Annotated in this window: 20 protein-coding genes; 7 read left to right on the top strand and 13 right to left on the bottom strand. The window is 72.1% G+C overall.

Features of this window, described 5'->3' with window-relative positions; all coding sequences use genetic code 11:
• The 5 genes from IEZ00_RS28880 to htpG all read right to left on the bottom strand — a co-directional run.
• On the bottom strand, positions 1–820 hold an 820-nt coding region (locus IEZ00_RS28880), incomplete at its 3' end, for a glycine betaine ABC transporter substrate-binding protein (protein ID WP_229796178.1).
• On the bottom strand, positions 817–1,572 hold the full coding sequence (locus IEZ00_RS28875) for an ABC transporter permease (RefSeq protein ID WP_189226507.1): 756 nt from the start codon (positions 1,570–1,572) through the stop codon (positions 817–819). The genes IEZ00_RS28875 and IEZ00_RS28880, both read right to left, overlap by 4 nt.
• Positions 1,569–2,681 (bottom strand): ABC transporter ATP-binding protein, encoded by a 1,113-nt coding sequence (locus IEZ00_RS28870; RefSeq protein ID WP_189226506.1) that lies wholly within the window; start codon positions 2,679–2,681, stop codon positions 1,569–1,571. Before IEZ00_RS28870 ends, IEZ00_RS28875 begins: the two co-directional genes overlap by 4 nt.
• Entirely contained in the window at positions 2,671–3,321 is a 651-nt protein-coding gene (locus IEZ00_RS28865) for an ABC transporter permease (RefSeq protein ID WP_189226505.1), read from the bottom strand. The genes IEZ00_RS28870 and IEZ00_RS28865 overlap by 11 nt, the downstream gene beginning before the upstream one ends.
• Before the next feature lie 214 nt (positions 3,322–3,535).
• The gene (gene htpG / locus IEZ00_RS28860) at positions 3,536–5,410 is read right to left on the bottom strand and encodes a molecular chaperone HtpG (protein ID WP_189226504.1); all 1,875 of its coding nucleotides are present in this window, start codon (positions 5,408–5,410) and stop codon (positions 3,536–3,538) included.
• A 200-nt stretch (positions 5,411–5,610) separates the two neighbouring features.
• Here htpG and IEZ00_RS28855 point away from each other — a divergent pair, with 200 nt between their 5' ends.
• On the top strand, positions 5,611–7,218 hold the full coding sequence (locus tag IEZ00_RS28855; RefSeq protein ID WP_189226503.1) for a hypothetical protein: 1,608 nt from the start codon (positions 5,611–5,613) through the stop codon (positions 7,216–7,218).
• Positions 7,219–7,249: 31 nt separating this feature from the next.
• Here IEZ00_RS28855 and IEZ00_RS28850 read toward each other — a convergent pair whose 3' ends face one another.
• A complete protein-coding gene (locus IEZ00_RS28850; RefSeq protein WP_189226502.1) occupies positions 7,250–8,011 on the bottom strand; it encodes an SGNH/GDSL hydrolase family protein in 762 nt (253 codons plus the stop codon).
• 82 nt (positions 8,012–8,093) lie between these two features.
• Positions 8,094–8,378, bottom strand: coding sequence for an Rdx family protein (locus IEZ00_RS28845; RefSeq protein WP_189226501.1), 285 nt, complete (start codon positions 8,376–8,378; stop codon positions 8,094–8,096).
• Positions 8,379–8,499: 121 nt separating this feature from the next.
• Here IEZ00_RS28845 and IEZ00_RS28840 point away from each other — a divergent pair, with 121 nt between their 5' ends.
• Positions 8,500–9,660: an SdrD B-like domain-containing protein gene (locus IEZ00_RS28840; protein ID WP_189226500.1), complete on the top strand. Its 1,161-nt coding sequence runs from the start codon at positions 8,500–8,502 to the stop codon at positions 9,658–9,660.
• A gap of 4 nt (positions 9,661–9,664) precedes the next feature.
• On the opposite strand, the gene IEZ00_RS28835 is transcribed toward IEZ00_RS28840, so the two are convergent.
• The 4 genes from IEZ00_RS28835 to IEZ00_RS28820 all read right to left on the bottom strand — a co-directional run bounded on the left by IEZ00_RS28835 (position 9,665) and on the right by IEZ00_RS28820 (position 12,426).
• Positions 9,665–9,940, bottom strand: coding sequence for a DUF202 domain-containing protein (locus tag IEZ00_RS28835; RefSeq protein ID WP_189226499.1), 276 nt, complete (start codon positions 9,938–9,940; stop codon positions 9,665–9,667).
• On the bottom strand, positions 9,937–10,293 hold the full coding sequence (locus tag IEZ00_RS28830; protein WP_189226498.1) for a YidH family protein: 357 nt from the start codon (positions 10,291–10,293) through the stop codon (positions 9,937–9,939). Before IEZ00_RS28830 ends, IEZ00_RS28835 begins: the two co-directional genes overlap by 4 nt.
• Before the next feature lie 136 nt (positions 10,294–10,429).
• The gene (locus IEZ00_RS28825) at positions 10,430–11,122 is read right to left on the bottom strand and encodes a transglycosylase SLT domain-containing protein (RefSeq protein ID WP_306344705.1); all 693 of its coding nucleotides are present in this window, start codon (positions 11,120–11,122) and stop codon (positions 10,430–10,432) included.
• 362 nt (positions 11,123–11,484) lie between these two features.
• Positions 11,485–12,426, bottom strand: coding sequence for a helix-turn-helix transcriptional regulator (locus IEZ00_RS28820; RefSeq protein WP_189226497.1), 942 nt, complete (start codon positions 12,424–12,426; stop codon positions 11,485–11,487).
• Positions 12,427–12,512: 86 nt separating this feature from the next.
• On the opposite strand from IEZ00_RS28820, the gene IEZ00_RS28815 reads away from it, so the two are divergent.
• The 3 genes from IEZ00_RS28815 to IEZ00_RS28805 all read left to right on the top strand — a co-directional run bounded on the left by IEZ00_RS28815 (position 12,513) and on the right by IEZ00_RS28805 (position 15,024).
• Positions 12,513–12,917 carry a VOC family protein gene (locus IEZ00_RS28815; RefSeq protein WP_189226496.1) on the top strand — a complete coding sequence of 135 codons (405 nt, stop codon included), beginning with the start codon at positions 12,513–12,515 and terminating at the stop codon, positions 12,915–12,917.
• A gap of 143 nt (positions 12,918–13,060) precedes the next feature.
• Complete coding sequence (locus IEZ00_RS28810) at positions 13,061–13,882, top strand: protein phosphatase 2C domain-containing protein (RefSeq protein WP_189226495.1); 822 nt, start codon at positions 13,061–13,063, stop codon at positions 13,880–13,882.
• Between the two features lie 209 nt (positions 13,883–14,091).
• Complete coding sequence (locus IEZ00_RS28805; protein WP_189226541.1) at positions 14,092–15,024, top strand: NADP-dependent oxidoreductase; 933 nt, start codon at positions 14,092–14,094, stop codon at positions 15,022–15,024.
• A 279-nt stretch (positions 15,025–15,303) separates the two neighbouring features.
• Here the strand turns inward: IEZ00_RS28805 and IEZ00_RS28800 are convergent, their stop codons facing one another.
• Positions 15,304–15,510, bottom strand: coding sequence for a helix-hairpin-helix domain-containing protein (locus IEZ00_RS28800; RefSeq protein WP_189226494.1), 207 nt, complete (start codon positions 15,508–15,510; stop codon positions 15,304–15,306).
• Between the two features lie 119 nt (positions 15,511–15,629).
• On the opposite strand from IEZ00_RS28800, the gene IEZ00_RS28795 reads away from it, so the two are divergent.
• Together IEZ00_RS28795 and IEZ00_RS28790 are read left to right on the top strand one after the other, a co-directional pair.
• Positions 15,630–16,370: a polyprenol monophosphomannose synthase gene (locus IEZ00_RS28795; protein WP_244989557.1), complete on the top strand. Its 741-nt coding sequence runs from the start codon at positions 15,630–15,632 to the stop codon at positions 16,368–16,370.
• Between the two features lie 94 nt (positions 16,371–16,464).
• Complete coding sequence (locus tag IEZ00_RS28790) at positions 16,465–17,601, top strand: AI-2E family transporter (protein WP_189226492.1); 1,137 nt, start codon at positions 16,465–16,467, stop codon at positions 17,599–17,601.
• A gap of 170 nt (positions 17,602–17,771) precedes the next feature.
• Here IEZ00_RS28790 and IEZ00_RS28785 read toward each other — a convergent pair whose 3' ends face one another.
• Positions 17,772–17,960 (bottom strand): hypothetical protein, encoded by a 189-nt coding sequence (locus tag IEZ00_RS28785; RefSeq protein WP_189226491.1) that lies wholly within the window; start codon positions 17,958–17,960, stop codon positions 17,772–17,774.
• Between the last annotated feature and the right edge of the window lie 184 nt (positions 17,961–18,144).

The following is an 18,144-nucleotide window of genomic DNA, read 5'->3' as shown; positions in this document are numbered from 1 at the left end:
GGAAGTCTTGGCGCAGCACGATCGCGGCGTTGTACTGGGGGAAGAACTTCCGGTCGTCCTCCAGCACCACCAGGTCCAGGGCGACGATCCGGCCGTCGGTGGTGAACACCTCGCCGAAGTTGCACAGCCCCTGCGCGGTCGCGGTGTAGATGGTGCCGATGCCGAAGGTCTTCACCTGCGCGGCCCCGGTGTCGAACCCGTAGGCCCGCGCCACGCCGGGGAAGCCGTCGTTGCGGCTGGCGAACTCCGTCTCCAGGCAGAACACGCCCTTGCTCGGGTCCTGCTGGACCAGCCGCACCATGTCCGAGGTGGTGCGCAGGCCGTTGGCCTCGGCGAAGGCCCTGGTGACGGCGAAGGCGTAGGTGTTGTTCACCGCCGAGTAGTCCAGCCACACCAGGCCGTTGCGGGCCAGGTCGGCGTCGCGCACGGCCTCGTACTGGGCGCGCTCCTCGGGGATCGGGTCGGTGTTGCCCAGGTAGCTGATCCAGCCCGTGCCGGTGTAGTCCCACGACAGGTCGATGTCGTCGGTGAGCAGCGCCTGGCGGGAGCTCATGGAGCCCTGGATGTTGGTCATGTCCCGGACCTCGGCCCCGGCGGCGGACAGCGCCACCTCGGCGAGGTAGCCCAGGACCTGGTTCTCGGTGAAGTCCTTGGACCCCACCGAGATCTCCACCCCGGCCAGCTCCGGGACCGGCCCGATGGAGCCGGGCGCCACCTCGAACGGCAGCGCGAACGAGCTCTCCAGGCCGCAGCCCGAGGCCAGCAGGCAGCAGGCGGCGGCGCCGAGCGCGGCCAGCCGCCGCCGAAGACGTGCGCTCATCGCAGCCCCTTCGGTCCCAGGTAGGTCTCGGCGACCGCGCCCAGCCAGTCCACCAGCAGCGCCAGGCCCACGGCCAGCACCGCGCCGGTGACCAGCACGGGCACTCGCGCGAGCTTGTAACCGGTGTCGATGAGCAGGCCGAGCCCGCCGCCGTTGACGAACACCGCCAGGGTCGCCACGCCGACCGCGTGCACCAGCGCGGTGCGCAGCCCGGCCAGGATCATCGGCACGGCCAGCGGCAGCTCGACGCGGCGCAGCACGGCCGCGCTGGACATGCCGATGCCGCGCCCGGCGTCGACCAGCGCCGGGTCCACGCCCTGCAGGCCCACCACGGTGTTGCGCAGCACCGGCAGCAGCGTGTAGAAGGCGATCGGCAGCACCGCCGCCCACATCCCCTCCATGCCCGAGGCCAGGAAGAACAGCACCAGCACGCCGATGGCGGGGGATGCCTGGCCGATCGTGGCGATGCCGAGGAACACCGGTGCCGCGCGGCGGGCCCAGCGCCGGGTCAGCAGCACCCCCAGCGGCACGGCCACCACCAGCACCAGCCCGGTCACCGCGAAGCTGATCAGCAGGTGGTCCCAGGTGACCGACAGCAGGGTCGAGGCGTTGATGCTCTGCGCCTCGATCGAGTCGAGGTCGGTGCTGAACGCCCAGGCCAGCACCCCGCCGACGAGCACGACCACGGCGATGGGCTGGGCCAGCAGCCGGAGCCGGTCGGCGCGGTCCCGCCGGGTCACCGCCGCGGTCACCCCGCCACCCCCGTGTGCTCCTCGCGCAGCTGCTGCACGGCCGCCATGACGGTGCCGATCTCGACCACGCCGACGTACTCGCCGCGGCCGCCGGTGACGACCGCGGTGCCGCCCTCGGTGAGGATGGCCTCCAAGGCGTCGCGCAGCGTCGAGCGCAGCGAGACCGAGTCGCCGACCGGGCGCGGCTGCCGGGGGTTGCGCGCGTGCACCCAGCTCACCGGCCTGCCGCGCGCGTCGAGCAGCAGTGCGAACCCGCGCCGGGCCCCGGCGAGCTTGCGCTCCAGCTCGGCGGCGTCGTCGGTCACCGACGCGGTCGTCACCTGGCCGAGTTCGACCTCCCGCACCCGCAGCAGCGTCAGCTGCTTGAGCGAGGCGCCCGCGCCGACGAAGCCCGCCACGGTGTCGTCGGCCGGGTTGGCCAGGATCGCCTCCGGCGTGTCGTACTGCAGCACCCGCGACCGGTCGCCGAGCACGGCGATCCGGTCGCCGAGCTTGACCGCCTCGTCGAAGTCGTGCGTGACGAACACGATCGTCTTGCGCAGCTCGGCCTGCAGCCGCATCAGCTCGTCCTGGAGGTTGCCGCGGGTGATCGGGTCGACCGCGCCGAACGGTTCGTCCATCAGCAGCACCGGCGGGTCCGCGGCCAGCGCGCGGGCCACGCCGACCCGCTGCTGCTGCCCGCCGGAGAGCTGGCGCGGGTAGCGGTCGCGGTGTTCGGCCGGGTCCAGCCCGACCAGGTCGAGCATCTCGTCGACCCGCTCGGCCACCTTGGCGCGGCTCCAGCCCAGCAGGCCGGGCACGGTCGCCACGTTCTGCCCGACCGTCATGTGCGGGAACAGCCCGGCCTGCTGGATGGCGTAGCCGATGCCGCGGCGCAGCCGGTCGGGGTCCAGCGACCGGGTGTCCTCGCCGTCGATGGTGATGCGGCCCGACGTCGGCTCGATCAGCCGGTTGATCATCCGCATGGTGGTGGTCTTGCCGCAGCCGGACGGACCGACGAACACCACGGTCTCGCCCGCCGGGATGGTCATGCTCACCGACTCCACCGCGGGCGCGGGGGCGCCGGGGTAGTGCTTGGTCACGTCGACGAGCTCGATCTCACTGGCCACGGATCCCCCTAGCGATGGTGTAGCGGCCGATCAGCGCGAAGACCCCGTCCAGGGCCAGCGCGAGGACGACGACGCCGAGCGTCCCGGCGATCGCCTGGTTGGTGGCGTTGGCGCTGCCCGCCCTGGTCAGGCCCGCGAAGATCTCCACGCCCAGGCCGGGGCCGCGGGCGTAGGCGGCGATCGCGGCGATGCCCATCAGCATCTGCGCGGCCACCCGCATCCCGGTCAGGATCGCGGGCCAGGCCAGCCGCAGCTCGACCCTGGTCAGCACGCCGAGCCTGCTCATGCCCACACCGCGCGCGGCGTCGCGCACCGCGGCGTCGACCCCGCCCAGTCCCACGATGGTGTTGCGCACGATCGGCAGCAGTCCGTAGAGCACCAGCGCGACCACCGTCGGCGGCGCGCCCAAGCCCAGCACCGGGATCAGCAGACCCAGCAGCGCGAACGACGGGATGGTCAGGATCGCGCTGGTCAACGCGGTCGCGGCGGCCGAGCCCAGCGGACTGCGGTAGACCACCAGGCCGATCGCCACGCCGATCAGCGCGGCCAGCAGCGTGCACTGCACCACGGCGCTGAGGTGCAGCAGGGATTCGGCGAGCAACCGGTCCCACCGGTCGGCCACGAACTCCCAGAAGCTCATGCCGCGAAAGCCCCCTCGGACGAGAACCGGAGGCGGGGACGACGCTCCACTGTGGTCGGCGTCCCCGCCCTGTTCACCCGAGGTGTATACCCGAGGAGTCGATCGGGCGGGAATTTTCCGACCAGATGTCAGGTAATCTCAACATGCGCCAGATCACAGGAAGAGTCCGGCGTGGAGCCCTCATGGCAGGCGAGGGCTCCACGCGGTCCCGAAGTCAGAGCGAGCGCTGCAGGTGCTCCGACAGCACCCGCACGAACCGGGACGGGTCGGCCAGTTCGCCGCCCTCGGCCAGCAGTGCCATGCCGTGCAGCAGTTCGACGGTCTCGGCCAGCCCGGCGCGGTCCTCGCGCTCGGTGAAGGCCTTGTGCAGCCCGGTCACCAGCGGGTGGGTCGGGTTCAGCTCCAGGATGCGCTTGACCGGCGGGAGCTCCTGCCCCATCGCGCGGTACATCTTCTCCAGCGTCGGGGTCAGGTCGTGGGCGTCGCCGACCACGCAGGCGGGGGAGGTGGTCAGCCGGGAGGACAGCCGCACCTGCTTGACCTTCTCCTCCAGCGCCGTGGTCATCCACGCCAGCAGGTCGGCGAAGTCCTTCTCGCGTTCCTGCGCCTGCGCCTTCTCCTCCTCGGTCTCCAGGTCGACCTGGCCCTTGGCGACCGACTGGAACTGCTTGCCGTCGAACTCCGGCACCGCGTCGACCCACATCTCGTCCACCGGGTCGGTCAGCACCAGCACCTCGTAACCCTTGGCGCGCAGCGCCTCCAGGTGCGGCGAGTTCTCCACGGCGACGCGCGACTCGCCGGTCATGTAGTAGATGTGCTGCTGGTCCTGCTTCATCCGCTCCACGTACTGCGCGAGCGTGGTCTGCCCCTCGGCGTCGTGAGTGGAGTGGAACGAGCACACGGCGAGGATCGCGTCGCGGTTCTCGACGTCGTTGAGCAGACCCTCCTTGACCGCGCGGCCGAACTCGCGCCAGAACGTCGCGTAGTCCTCCGGGCGCTCGGTCATCATGGTCTTGACCGTGGACAGCACCTTCTTCACCAGCCTGCGGCGCATCAGCTGGATCTGGCGGTCCTGCTGGAGGATCTCCCGCGACACGTTCAGCGACAGGTCCTGCGCGTCCACCACGCCCTTGACGAAGCGCAGGTACTCCGGCATCAGCTCTTCGCAATCGTCCATGATGAAGACGCGCTTGACGTAGAGCTGCACACCGCGCTTGGCGTCCCGCATGAACAGGTCGATCGGCGCCTGGGAGGGGATGAACAGCAGCGCCTGGTACTCGAAGGTCCCCTCCGCCTGCATCCGGATGGTTTCCAGCGGCTTGTTCCAGTCGTGGCTGACGTGCCGGTAGAACTCGGCGTACTCGTCCTCGGTGACCTCGCTGGAGGGCCGGGCCCACAGCGCCTTGCGGGAGTTGACCGTCTTCGGCTCGCCGTCCTCGCCCCGCTCGGGCAGCAGCCTGATCGGCCAGGTGATGAAGTCGGCGTAGCGCTTGACGATCTCGGTGATCTTCGCCGTCGAGGTGTAGTCGGGGAGGTTGTCCTCGGCGTCGGCGGGCTTGAGGTGCAGGGTGACCGAGGTGCCCTGCGGCGCGTCGGCGACGTCCTCGATGGTGTAGGTGCTCTCGCCGGTGGACTCCCACCGCACGCCCTCGGCCGAGCGCGGGTGCCTGGTCACCAGGGTGACCCGGTCGGCGACCATGAACGTGGAGTAGAAGCCGATGCCGAACTGGCCGATGAGGTCCTGCGAGCCCGCCGCGTCCTGGGACTCCCGCAGCTTGCGCAGGAACTCCGCGGTGCCGGACTTGGCGATGGTGCCGATCAGCCCGATCACCTCGTCGCGGGTCATGCCGATGCCGTTGTCGCGCACGGTCAGGGTGCGCTGCTCGCGGTCGACGTCGATGGCGATGTGCAGGTCGGAGGTGTCCGCGGTCAGGTCCTTGTCGCGGAAGGTCTCCAGCCTGAGCTTGTCCAGCGCGTCGGAGGCGTTGGACACCAGTTCGCGCAGGAACGTGTCCTTGTTCGAGTAGATCGAGTGGATCATCAGCTGGAGCAGCTGACGCGCCTCTGACTGGAACTCGAGCGTTTCCACGTTCTTCCTCTCTGTCCGGCCCTCGTCGACCCCACATCGTATCCAGCGGCGGTCCGTTGCCCGGTTGAGGACGCGGGCGGGCCGAGCGGTGCGGGAGGGCAACCGGTCCGCCCCGACGCTGCCCCCACCGCCGCTGCCCGCGCGGCCGCGCGGTCCTAGCGTCGGACCGGGGGACCGCGACGACCGGGAGGGTGGTGCCGGTGCATTCGAGGCAGGACCGCGCGGGTGAGGGGGAACGGCCCCCGCGGACACCGGTCCGCAGGTCGCCGGACCGGGACGACCCTGGCTCGTCGCCGTCCGCGGGCCCGACCGCCGCCAGGCTGCTCGACCTGCAGCGCAGCGCGGGCAACCTGGCCGCCACCCGGTTCGTCCAGCGGGTCGCCGAGGGCGGTGAGCCCCCGGACCGGCTCGATCAGACGCGGGCGCGGACGGCGCTGACCCGGTCGCTGATCGGTGCGAACGAGTCCGGGTTCGTCGCCGACCACCGCATCCGCGAAGCGCTGCGGGCGCGGGTCAAGAACGGACCGCTGTTCAGCGACAGCGAGCTGAGCGCGATCCGCCGCTGCGACCCGCAGTGGCTCGACACCGTCGAAGTGGGCGGCTACGACGCCGCGCGGGCCTACTACGCCGCCGAGGACTACAGCGGCTGGCTGCACCAGGGGGCGGGCAAGCGGCTGCTGGTCGCGACCATCGCGTGGGACACCCACGGCACGCCGGGGCAGCCCGAGAAGGTGCGCAGGTCCCCCGCCTACGTCCTGGGCAGGTCGCTGCGCCTGCGCCACCCCGCCGGGTTGAGCGCGGAGGAGCGCGAACGTGTCACGACGGAGCAGAACACCCAGATCAGCGACGCCTTCGTGAGAACGCTGGTGCCCAACGCGCCGCTGCCGGGCAGCAAGCCGTCCCACGCCGACAGGGTCAAGCGCTCGCAGGAGGTCCTGGGCCGCATCTTCCTGCTCATGCAGAACGGCCTGAAGGTCTACAACAAGGAGCAGGGCGCGCACGTGGACTACATCGAAGGGGACGTGGCCAGGGCGCTGGCGCACGGTGGCCGGGTCACCGTCCGCATCCCCCAGCTCAAAGCCAGGGACGAGAACAAGTTCGCCCTGCCCGAGTGGGTGGGCGTGATGGAGCCGGGCGGTTCGGGGAAGGACGTGAACCCCAAGGAGCGCCGCTTGTACGGCACGCACGACCAGAAGATCGGCAAGAACCGGGCCGACGGCACCCTCGGCGCCTTCGAGGAGCAGGGCGGTACCCTCATCGGGGCGCGCAACATCGTCAAGCAGTTGCTGGACAAGGCGCACCTGTCCCCGGACGGTTCCCGGCTCTACGGCCTCAACCTGGCGCTGGGCGGCTGGGGGGAGATGCACCACGAGGGTGACGTGATCAAGCCGGACGGCGCCCACGGCCACCTGTTCATCCACTTCAAACCGCCGGGGCTGGACCACGACGGCGACATGCAGTTCGGGTTGGAGACCACGAAGCCGTGGGGTGAGAACGCGATCGGCTACAAGCACGACATGTTCTCCTCCGAGAAGACCGCGAATCCCGAGTCCAGCGCCTACGGCATGAAGCACGACAAGATCGGCGAGGGCGCGCTGGCCGACAACCAGCGCCTGATCGACCTGCGGGACTTCGACAGCGGGGACGTCGGCTGGCAGGACTACCTGCGCCAGGTGGCGAACTACTGGCGGGACCTGATGGCCGAGGCCGCGCGGAGCGAGGCGGAGGTCCGGGACCTGATGCGGCGGCTGGTGGGACCTCGCACGGGCGAGTTCCGGCCACCGTGGTTGGCGGAGGACGAGGATTAGGTCCGCGGTGCGGCAGCCGCGAGCGGAGGGCTCAGACCCGCGGCAGGGCCTCGACCGGCGTCCAGGTGACGTGCTTGCCCGTCCGGCCGTCCCCCGACGAGCGGCGGCGCAGCCTGCGGGTCAGCCAGGGCAGCACGTGCTCGCGGTAGTACCGGGCCTCGGCGGACAGCGTGCGCCGGTCGACCGGTCCGGGGGCGATGGCGTGCGCGGTCGTGGGGTGCCCGAGGGCGTCGAGCACCCGCGAGGCGACCCGCTGGTGGCCCGCGGCGTTGAGGTGCAGCCGGTCCGGCGACCAGTAGGCGGCCCGCCGGATCTCGACGTCGTTGAACATGTCCACGAACAGCAGGTCGTGGCGGTCCGCCAGCTCGGCGACCGCCTTGGTCAGCGCGGCGCCCCGGCGGTGCACGGTGCGCCCGAACGGCAGCCTGGCCGAGGGGTCGGCGCCGCTGAGCAGCAGCAGCCGCACACCCGCGTCGGCGCACCGCCGCACCGCCCGCTCGGTCAGCGCCACCAGCTGCCGCTCGTCCATGCCGGGGCGCATCATGTCGTTGCCACCGCCGTTGAGCGAGATCAGCGTCGGCGCGGGGGACAGCGCCAGCGCCGCGTCGAGCTGCTCGGTGACGATGGGTTCGAGCAGCCTGCCCCGGATGGCGAGGTTGGCGTACTGCACGGTCTGCCCCAGCGCGCTCGCCAGCCCCGCCGCGACCAGGTCCGCCCAGCCTCGGGGCGAGCCGTCGGGCAGTTCGTCGCCGACCCCCTCGGTGAAGCTGTCGCCGATGGCCACGTATCGCACTGCTGGTGCCTCCCCCGCTGGACGTGGCGTCCAGGATAGGTGGGCCCCGGTCCGCCGCCCGCCTCGGGCGTGGCGGGCGCGCTCAGCGCCGGTCGCTGTGCCCGAGGTCCCGGTCGGGGGCGATGCGGTCGCGCACCAACCGCTTGAGCGCGGCCAGCTCGGGGAAGCCGCCGCGCTCCTCGCGCGACCAGATCACCTCGCCGTCCACCCGGATGTCGAAGACGCCACCGGTGCCGGGGACGAGCGCGACCTCGCCCAGCTCGGTGGTGAACGTCGTCAGCAGCTCCTGCGCGGTCCACCCGGCGCGCAGCAGCCACCGGCACTGCGTGCAGTACTCGATCTCCAGCCGGGGCCGCTTCGTCGTCACGCGGTCCAGTATCGCCGGGGAGTGGCGCTGACGCGGGGGCTACCCTCCTCCCCGGTCAGCGCTCAGCTCCAGCGCAGTGCTCATGGGGGGAGAACCCGAGATGTCGCCCGAGATGTCGACAGTGGTCAGACGCGCGTCCGCCGCGGTGCTCGCGGCCGGGCTGGTGCTCGCGGGCACCGCGCCCGCGCACGCCGGAACCGGTGAACTGCTGGGCGCGGTGTGGTTCGACCACGTCGACGACGGCGGCCGCGAGGCGTGGGAGCCCGTGCGGGCCGGGGCCCCGGTCACGGTGGTCCACCTGACCACCGGGCAGACCCGCCGGATCACCACCGACGAGCGCGGCGAGTTCCACCTCACCGGGCTGCCCTTCGGCGAGTACGAGCTGTCGGTCGACGCCAGGGGGTACCGGCCCACCACGGCGACCACCGTGCGGACCGCGGTGGACGAAGCGTCCCCGGTGTCCAAGGCGGGCCACTTCGGGATGCTCGGCAGCGCGGTGACCGGGTTCGTGTGGGACGACGCCGACCGCGACGGACGTCGGGCCGAGGCGGAGGCGGGTATCGCCACCGCGGTCGCGCTGATCGGCCGCGGCGACTCCGGGGAACGGGTCGACCGGACGGCGACCAGCCAGTCCGACAACCCAGGGGGGTACTACGGCTTCAGCGACCTGCCCGCGGGCACCTACCGGGTGGTCCCCACCGTCCCCGAGGGTTACAGCCCCACCGCGATCGGCGGTGGGCTGTTCTCCGACGACTCGCACGCGACCGGTGTCCCGGCGTCCACCCCGCCGTTCCGCGTCGAGGCGGCCAACCACGACAACTGGCACATCGACCTCGGCTTGGCCCCCGGTGCCGGGACCGACCCGATGCTGGTCAACCGCCAGTCGTTCAAGTGCCTGGACCAGGCCTACCCCGGTGGCGTCGCCACCACGGCCGTCAACGCCCACGACTGCAACAACGGCGACAACCAGCGCTGGTCGCCGCGCTGGGTGGGGGTGGACACCGCCGTGGTGGTCGACCGGATGAGCGGCTGGTGCCTGGACCAGGAGTACCCCCACGGCTCGGCGACCACCGGAGTGGGCGCCTACCCGTGCAACGGGGGTGCGAACCAGCGCTGGCGGATCGACTACCGGCCCCGCGACAACTACGCGACGCTGGTCAACGAGGCCAGCGGCTGGTGCCTCGACCAGGAGTACCCCAACGGCTCGATGAGCTACGAAGTCGGCGCGTGGCCCTGCAACGGTGGGCAGAACCAGACCTGGTACTGGAAGTCCTGGCGCTGACCGGTCACAGCAGCAGTCGCGCGGTGGTCAACGCCCCGGCGGCGACCACCGCGCCCGCGCTGAGCCGCAGGAACCACCGCGCCGAGCCCGCGGGCCGCACGCGCGAGGCCACGGCCGCCAGCGCGAGCACGCCGACCAGCAGCGCCCCGGCGACCACGTCCAGGGGCGCGTCACGGGTGATCCCCCTGCGCAGCAACAGCAACGCCGCCACGGCGGCCGACAGCGCCGTGCGCTGCCACGCCAGCGCGGTGCGCTCGCGCTGCAACCCGCGGTCGCTCACCGGACGTGCGGCAGCAGCGCGACCACCACGACCACACCCGCCACGGCGGCGATCCAGCCGATGACGAACGGCAGCCACGTCATCGGCAGCGGTTCGCCGTGCCGCATCGCCCGCTGCACCCGTGCCCACCGGCGGTAGGCGAACGCGGCCAGCGCGGTGCCGGTGACCGCCAGCAGCACCGCCAGGGCGGTGCGCAGGCCCGTCACCGAGAAGGCGGGGACCAGTTGGGTCAGCGCCACCGCACCGGCCAGCAGGGCCAGTGCGGTGCGCAGCCAGGCCAGGAAAGTCCGCTCGTTGGCGAGGGTGAACCGGTAGTCCGGCTCCTCGCCCTCCTCGTACCACTTCGGGCTCACGGCGCGTGAACGGTCCCGTGCGGTGGGTCGGTGGCGGCTCGGGTCATCCCGTCACGTCCTCGTGGAACTCGTCGGATGCGTGCCGGACCAGGATGCCGTGTCCCGCGCCGCGCCGCGTGCCGGGGACCACCGCCGGTCAGTACCCCTGGTAGCCGGTGCCCGCGCTGATCCCGACGAGGCCGGGGTGCGCGTGGAAGCCGCCGTAGCGGGCGTAGGTGTAGCGGACACCCGCGATGATGTTGTCCACCGGCCGCATGATGTCGTCGTAGCCGGGGAGCTTGTAGGCCTGGAAGGTCGGGTCGATGACCTGCATCAGGCCCTTGGACGGGGTGCCGCGCACGGCGTTGGAGTCCCAGTTGTTGACGGCGTTGGGGTTGCCGCCGGACTCCTTCTCGATCACCGTCCAGATGGCCTGGACGTCGTCGTTGGTGACCGGCGTGCCGTTGGCCTGGAGGACCCTGATGGCCTCCTTGATCCACGCCTCGACCTGCCGCTGCTTGGCGGGCTTGCGCGCCTCGATCTCGGCGGCGATCCGCTCGGCCTCGGCCTTCTTCCGCGCCTCGTAGCCCGACCTGGCCGCCTCGCTGGCCTGCTGCACCGCCTGGCGGGCCACCAGCTGCTCGTGGCGCAGCAGGCGGGCGGCCTCGCCGCCGACATCCACGGCGTGCACGGTCTGGATCTTGTCGGTGGCCGGGGGCGCCTTCGGGTCGGGCAGGCCGCCGAAGTCCGCGCCGCCCGCGACCGGGGTGAAGGTGGCGCCGCTGACCGCGTACGCGGCCGCGCCGCCCGCGCCGGTCACCACGCCCAGCGCCATGGCGACCACCGACACGCGGCGGCCGAGGGGAGCACGCTCGGATTCGGCGCGGTGGGCTCCTGGAGGTCCTTCGAGGACGGGAACGACCACGGGCGCCCCGGTATCGTGCGCCCTCCTGTGCCGAGCCAACGAACAGCCTCCCGCGTGAGCGATCGGCCCCCGCCGGAGTAGGCGTGCGCGTGTCCGTCCGGTGACCGTTCCGTGATCTGCGGCGGCGAACGTAACCAAGAGCGCCCAACGGGGACAAGCCTTCACGCTAATGGGTGACATGAGTCACGTTTTGTGGCGCAGCCGCTCACAGAGGGTCATTCGCCCCCTAACTGGGGCGAACATCGCGAAGCCGCGAACCGAGTGCTCGGGCAGCGATCACCGACCGCTCACCGGCCAGAGCCCGCGTAGCGGGCGGTGAGCTCGGCCCCTATGCGCGCCAACTCCTCCCGCACCGACGGCGGCTCCACCACCTCGATCAGGGCTCCCCAGCCCGCGAGGTGGCGGGCGATGTCCAACGGCGTCGGCGCGCCGAGGCGGACGCGGGTGCGCTCCCCGACCTCCTCCCCGGTCTCGCAGTGCCTGCCGAACTGGTCGCGCAGCACCGGGACGAACCGCGTATCCACGAGCACCGTCGCCCAAGTGCGCGAACGCAGCCGCTCCACCTCACCGACGACCTGCCGCCACGCCTCGGCCAGTGCGAAGTCGTCCGGGCGCGGGGCGGGCCGCTCGGTCAGCTCCGCCGAGGTGATCCGGTCGACGCGGAAGGTGCGCCGCCCGCGCTCGGTGCCCGCCAGCAGGTACCAGGTGTCGTCCTTGTCCACCAGTCCCCACGGGTCCACCAGCCGCTCCTCGGTCCCGTCCCGGTAGCGCAGTCGGACTTGCCGTCCGCGCACCACTGCGGTGCGCAGCAGGTCGACCACCCCCGGCCGGTGCCGCTCGCGCTCGCCCCACCGGGCCGGGTCGACCACCGTCGCGCCCGCGGCCGCCTCGGCGTCGGCGCGGAAGGTCGGCGGCAGCGCGCGCACGAGCTTGCGCAGCGCGGCCCTGGCTTCGGCGGACCCGGCCGCCGCGGGCCCCACGAGCAGGAACAGCGACTGGGCCTCGGTCGCCGACAGGCCGCTGAGGTCGGTGCGGGCGCCGCCGACCAGCGACCACCCGCCGCCGCGTCCCGGCTGCGGGTACACCGGGATGCCCGCCGCGGACAGCGCCTCCAGGTCGCGTCGAGCGGTGGCCAACGACACCTCCAGTTCGACGGCCAGGTCGGCGGCGGTCACCCGGCCCCTGGCCTGGAGGAGCAGGAGGGCGGCGACGAGCCGATCAGCGCGCATGCGCCCAGTTTCGCCGGAAAAGTGCTCAGGAGGTGAGCGCTTTGGCTCGGAAGATGGGTCTCGACCACCGAGGAGAGGGGATCACCGTGATGCGAGGACTCGCCAACGTCAGCTTCTTCGCCGACGACGTCGCGGCCGCGCGGGACTGGTACGCCGAGGTGTTCGGCGTCGAGGCGTACTTCGCCCGCCCGGTCGAGGGACCGCCCGCGTACGTCGAGTTCCGCGTCGGCGACTACCAGCACGAGTTCGGCATCGTCGACAGCCGGTTCGCCCCGCACGGCGGGGCGGGGAAGCCGGGCGGGGCGATCGCCTACTGGCACGTGGACGACGTCCGGGCCGCTTTCCAGCGGCTGCTGTCACTGGGCGCCGCGGTGCACGACGAGCCGGTCGAGCGCGGACCGGGCTTCGTCACCGCCTCCGTGGTCGACCCGTTCGGCAACGTCCTCGGCGTGATGTTCAACCAGCACTACCTGGACGTCCTCGGCGGGTGAGGGTCGCTCAGGTGGTCGGGGGAGTGCGGTGCGCGCTCACCCCGACCACCGAGCCGCTTCCGGCATCGAGCGCGCCGGAGTCGTGGAACAGACCCGGCTCACCGGTTCCCGCCGCCGGACCGGCAAGCACCTACGATGCGTTCGTGGTCGAGATCCGCGTGGCCGAGCAGGCCGGTGTCGGGGTGACGGGGCGGGAGCGGCCCACCGAGGACCACGTCGTGGTGCTCGACAACGCGGTCGCGGTGCTGGACGGGGCGACCAACCTGACCCCCGGCCTGCCCAGCGGCGGCTGGTACGCGGGCGTGCTCGCGCACCGGCTGGGCGAGTTGCTGCGCGCCGCCCCCGAAGCCGACCTGGCCGACCTGCTGGCCGAGGCGATCCGGGCGGTGGTCGAGGCCGAGGGGCTGGTGCCGGGCCGGTCGCCGTCGAGCACGGTGGCCGTGGCGCGCTGGACGCCGGACCGGGTGGACGCCCTGGTGCTGGCCGACAGCCCGATCGCGGCGTTCGGCCCGCGCGGTTACCAGGTGCTGGTCGACGAGCACCTGAGCAGGCTGCCGCGCTCCCCGCACACCTTCCGCGAGCGGCTGCGCACCGGCGGCGGCTACGACCAGGCTCACCTGGAGGCCCTGCGCGAGGGCATGACCAGGACGGCGACCTACCGCAACACCCCGGACGGCTTCTGGGTGGCCGAGGCCGACCCGGAGGCCGCGCGGCACGCCAGCCGGGCCAGCTGGCCGCGTGAGGAGGTCGGTGCGCTGCTGCTCGCCACCGACGGGGTGTCCTGCGGTGTGACCGACTACGGGCTGCTGACGTGGCCGGAAGCGCTCGACCTCGCCCGTTCCCGTGGCCCGCGGGCGGTGCTCGACGTGGTCCGCGAAGCGGAGGCCACCGACCCCGGCGGCGTGCGCTGGCCGCGCGCCAAGCGGCACGACGACCAAGCGCTGGTGCTGGTCGACGGTCTCTGAACGCCGCTTCACGGGAGGCGGTACATCTCCGGTCGGGCCTGCGACTTCCAACGCGACTGCGGGCTGCCGGCAGGCCTGGTGCCGAGTTCGAACGGGTACACCCCGTCGAGGGCGAGGACGGCGACGCGATGGGCGCGAGTCACGGCGCGATTCCGTTGCCGTGATCACGGACGCTCGGCAGGCTGGTGACCATGAGTGAGAGCAACACCATGCGCGCCATCAGCCAGGACGCCTTCGGCGGTCCCGAAGTGCTCCGGGAGGTCGAACGGCCGCGCCCCGTTCCCGGCCTCAGCGAGATCGTCGTCCGCGTCCACGCCGCGGGCGTCAACCCGACCGACTGGAAGCACCGCGGGGGCTTCCCGTGGCTGAGCGAGCCCGTGCCGGTCCTCGGGTGGGACGTCTCCGGGGTCGTCGAGGAGGTCGGCCGCGGAGTCACCCTGTTCAAGCCGGGTGACGAGGTGTTCGGCATGTTGCCCTACCCGCACGCCGCGGGCGCGTACGCCGAGTACGCCAAGGCCACCGCCCGGTCCTTCGCCCGCAAGCCCGCGAACGTCGACCACGTGCAGGCGGGTGCCCTGCCCCTGGCCGCGCTCACCGCCTACCAGGCGCTGGTCGACACCGCGGACGTCCAGCCGGGCCAGCGGGTGCTGATCCACGCCGCCGCGGGCGGGGTCGGCCACCTGGCCGTGCAGATCGCCAAGGCGCGCGGCGCGCACGTCATCGGCACGGCCAGCGAGGGCAAGCACGAGCTGCTGCGCGAACTCGGCGCCGACGAGCTGATCGACTACCGGACCACGGACTTCGCGGAGGCCGTCGGCGAGGTCGACGTGGTCCTGGACACCCTCGCCGGTGAAGTGCGCACCCGCTCCCTGGATGTGCTGCGCAAGGGCGGCGTCCTGGTCTCGATCCTGGCGGGCGACGACGACGCCGATGTGCGGAAGGCAGCCGAACTGGGCGTCCGGTTCGAGGGGATGCTCGTCGAGGCCGACCACGCGGGGATGCGTGCCATCGCCGAACTCGTCGAGCAGGGCAAGCTCCGCGTTCACATCGAGGCGAGCTTCCCGCTCGCCGAAGCCGCCAAGGCCCACGCCCAGGCGGAGACCGGCCGCACCACGGGGAAGATCGTCCTCGTCGTGCGCTGACGCCCCCGCGAGTCGAACCTCCAGGCACCCCGAACCGAACATTCGCGCACCGTGAGCCGAGCGCTTGCGACGGCGGGCGGCAGCGTCAGCAAGTCGTGGTGCGGCAAGCCGTTGGACACCGGGGCGGTCCCGTTGCCGTCGAGCAGGGGACCGCCCCGTCCGCGCCCCGCGAAAACCGTCTGTGCCGCAACAGGTCCGTGGATGCCCCCGATCACGGGTCCGTGCTCGTCCTCGTAGGCGGGCGTCGTGGTGAACAGCGGTACGCGGCGGAACTCGGAACTAGCGGCGGTCCGGGGCGAAGGAGAGGCCGTGCTCGGCCATCGTCTCGCGCAGCACCCGCACGGCCTTGGGGCCAACTCCGTGCAGTGCCAGCAGTTCCCGCTCGGTGACCTCGGTGAGCTGTTCCAGGGTGGTCCACCCCCGCAGCGTCAGCGCTCCGGTGGCGGGCCTGCCGATGCCGTGTGGCAGTGGCAGTGGCAGGGACATGGCTTCCTCCAAGGGAATGCGCAACGGATCACGTCAGTGCTGTTTGGACGGACGCCCTCGGTCAACTGCCCCGGCTCGTTGAGCTACCGTGGGTCGCCGAGTACACCGTAACCTAAGGAATGACAGTGGAAGAGAACTCGCCGAAGGTCACGGTCGTCGTCCCGACCTACAACGAGCGGGACAACCTGCCCAAGCTCGTGGAGCAGTTGCTCGCCCTGCCGCTGGACCTGCGCGTGCTGGTGGTCGACGACGACTCGCCCGACGGCACCGGCGCGGTGGCCGACGAGCTGGCCGCGGCGTCGCCGGGGTTGGTGGGCGTGCTGCACCGCGTGGAGAAGGACGGTCTGGGCCGAGCCTACGTCGAGGGCATCAGCCGGGCGCTGGACGAGGGCGCGGACATCGTCGTGCAGATGGACGCCGACCTGTCCCACCCGGCGGGGACCATTCCCGTCATGGTCGACACGCTGCTGACCACCGACGCCGCGGTGGTGCTCGGCTCCCGCTACGTGCCGGGCGGCTCCGCGGCGGGGGAGTGGGCGTGGCACCGCCGGGCGCTGTCGCTGTGGGCGAACTTCTACGTCGACACCATCCTGCGGCTGGGCGTCAAGGACGCGACAGCGGGGTTCAAGGCGTGGCGGGCGCAGACCCTGCGCCGGATCGACGTCCAGTCGGTGCGCAGCAACGGCTACGCGTTCCAGGTGGAGATGAACTACCGCGCGGCCAAGCTCGGCCTCCCGATCGCCGAGGTGCCGATCACCTTCGAGGAGCGCGCCGAGGGCGTGTCGAAGATGACGCTGAAGGTCCAGCTCGAATCCGCGGCCATGCCCTGGAAGCTGCGCTTCGGCAGGGACCTCGGCTGACGCGCCCGCTCACGTCCCGTGCGCGGGCGGTTGTTCTGGCAGGCTGATCCCCACAGGCGGCGCGCGGCGCGTCGCGGTGGAGGGACGGGCAGACGTGAGTGCTGGGAACCGCCGCTGGACCGATCGTGGGGAGGCCATCGGGCACGGGGTGAGCTGGTTGGCGCGCTGGAGCACGCGCCTGGCGCTGGCCGCGGTCGGCTTCGTCATCGTGTGGTGGCTGATCGGCAAGCTCTGGGTCGTGGTGATGCCGGTGCTGCTGGCGCTGCTGATCACCACCGTGCTGTGGCCGCCCGCCCGCTGGCTGCGCGCGCGGGGACTGCCACCCGCGTTGGCCGCGACCGCCGTGCTGCTGGCCGGGCTGGGCGTGCTCGGCGGTGTGCTGGCGCTGATCTCCACCTCGATCGCCTCCGGTGTGCCGGAGATCGCCGAGAGCGCCACCCGCGCCCTCCAGCAGGCTCGCGAGTGGATGGCCGGACCGCCGCTCAACCTCGGCGACAGCCAGTTGGACCAGCTGCTGCAGCAGGGCACCGACCAGCTGCAGGCCAGCGTCGGGTCGATCGCCAACGGGCTGCTCACCGGCGTGGGCACGGTCACCTCCGGCATCGTCACCGGCATCCTCGCCCTGCTGCTGGCGTTCCTGTTCGTCAAGGACGGGCCGCGGTTCGCGCCCTGGCTGCGCGGGGTCATCGGCGAGCGCGCGGGCAAGCACGTGACCGTGGTGCTGGAGCGGGTGTGGACCACCCTGGGCGACTTCATCCGCACCCAGGCGATCGTGAGCCTGGTCGACGCGGTGCTCATCGGTCTGGGCCTGGTCGTGCTGGGGGTTCCGCTGGCCGTGCCGCTGGCGGCGCTGACCTTCCTCGGCGGCTTCGTGCCGATCGTCGGCGCGTTCGTGGCGGGCGCGCTGGCCGTGCTGGTGGCACTGGTCAGCAACGGCCTGACCGCCGCGGTCATCATGCTGGTGATCGTCGTGGTGGTGCAGCAGGTGGAGGGCAACGTGCTCCAGCCCGTCCTGCAGTCCCGAAGCCTGCGCCTGCACGCCGCTGTCGTGCTGCTCGGCGTCACCGCGGGCAGCAGCCTCTACGGCATCGCCGGCGCGTTCCTGGCCGTCCCGGTGGTGGCCGCCGCGGCGGTCGTGCTGCGCTACCTGGGCGAGGTCATCGACCACGACACCGAGGAGCGGGCCACCGCCGAACCACCGGAACCGGCGACCAAACCCGAACCCGCCTGACGCGGGCAAGTACCACCCGACCCACTCCCGGACGTCGCCGCCTACTACCGGGGTTTCGCGAATCCGCAATTCGCGGTGTTTCGAACGCGCAATTCGCGGAAACCGGGCGGTCCTGCCCGACGGGAATCGGGCAGGACCGCTGCTCGGTGGCGCGATTTCCGCGGTGACGGCTACTCGGCGGAGGGATCGGCGCGCCGCGGCCCGTTGAGGCCGAGTTCCTCGGCCTCCTCGGCGTCGGGCATCTCCGGGTCACGCCACTCCTCGGCGCGGCTGGGGCCGCCTCCGCGCAGCTCGTTCTCGACCTCCTGCTTGAGCTGGTCGTCCATCATCGGGCCGTGTTGCGCGCTGCCGCGTTCCACTGTGGCCTCCTCCACGGCTCGTCGGTGCCTTGAACGCCCCGTGTACCCGCGCAGCGGCGGAATCCACCTCCCGCTCGCGGAAAATTGCCCGGCCGTGTCGGCCGCTGTCCGCCCCCGTGCGGGAAGCGATCGGGCGTCCACCACCTTTTCCGCCGTCCGCCCATTCGCCTTCCCCTCCGGACGT

Origin of the sequence: Saccharothrix coeruleofusca (assembly GCF_014648515.1) — a bacterium.
Classification (GTDB): domain Bacteria; phylum Actinomycetota; class Actinomycetes; order Mycobacteriales; family Pseudonocardiaceae; genus Actinosynnema; species Actinosynnema coeruleofuscum.
The sequence above is the reverse complement of the archived record's forward strand: the minus strand, read 5'-3'. Positions and strand labels throughout refer to the sequence as shown.

Bases quoted from the DNA above. Each gene is read 5' to 3' on its own strand.
- IEZ00_RS28795 (WP_244989557.1), top strand. From the start codon at position 15,630: ATGACAGTGGAAGAGAACTCGCCGAAGGTCACGGTCGTCGTCCCGACC.
- IEZ00_RS28820 (WP_189226497.1), bottom strand. From the start codon at position 12,426: ATGCGCGCTGATCGGCTCGTCGCCGCCCTCCTGCTCCTCCAGGCCAGG.
- IEZ00_RS28865 (WP_189226505.1), bottom strand. From the start codon at position 3,321: ATGAGCTTCTGGGAGTTCGTGGCCGACCGGTGGGACCGGTTGCTCGCC.
- IEZ00_RS28805 (WP_189226541.1), top strand. From the start codon at position 14,092: ATGCGCGCCATCAGCCAGGACGCCTTCGGCGGTCCCGAAGTGCTCCGG.
- IEZ00_RS28800 (WP_189226494.1), bottom strand. From the start codon at position 15,510: ATGTCCCTGCCACTGCCACTGCCACACGGCATCGGCAGGCCCGCCACC.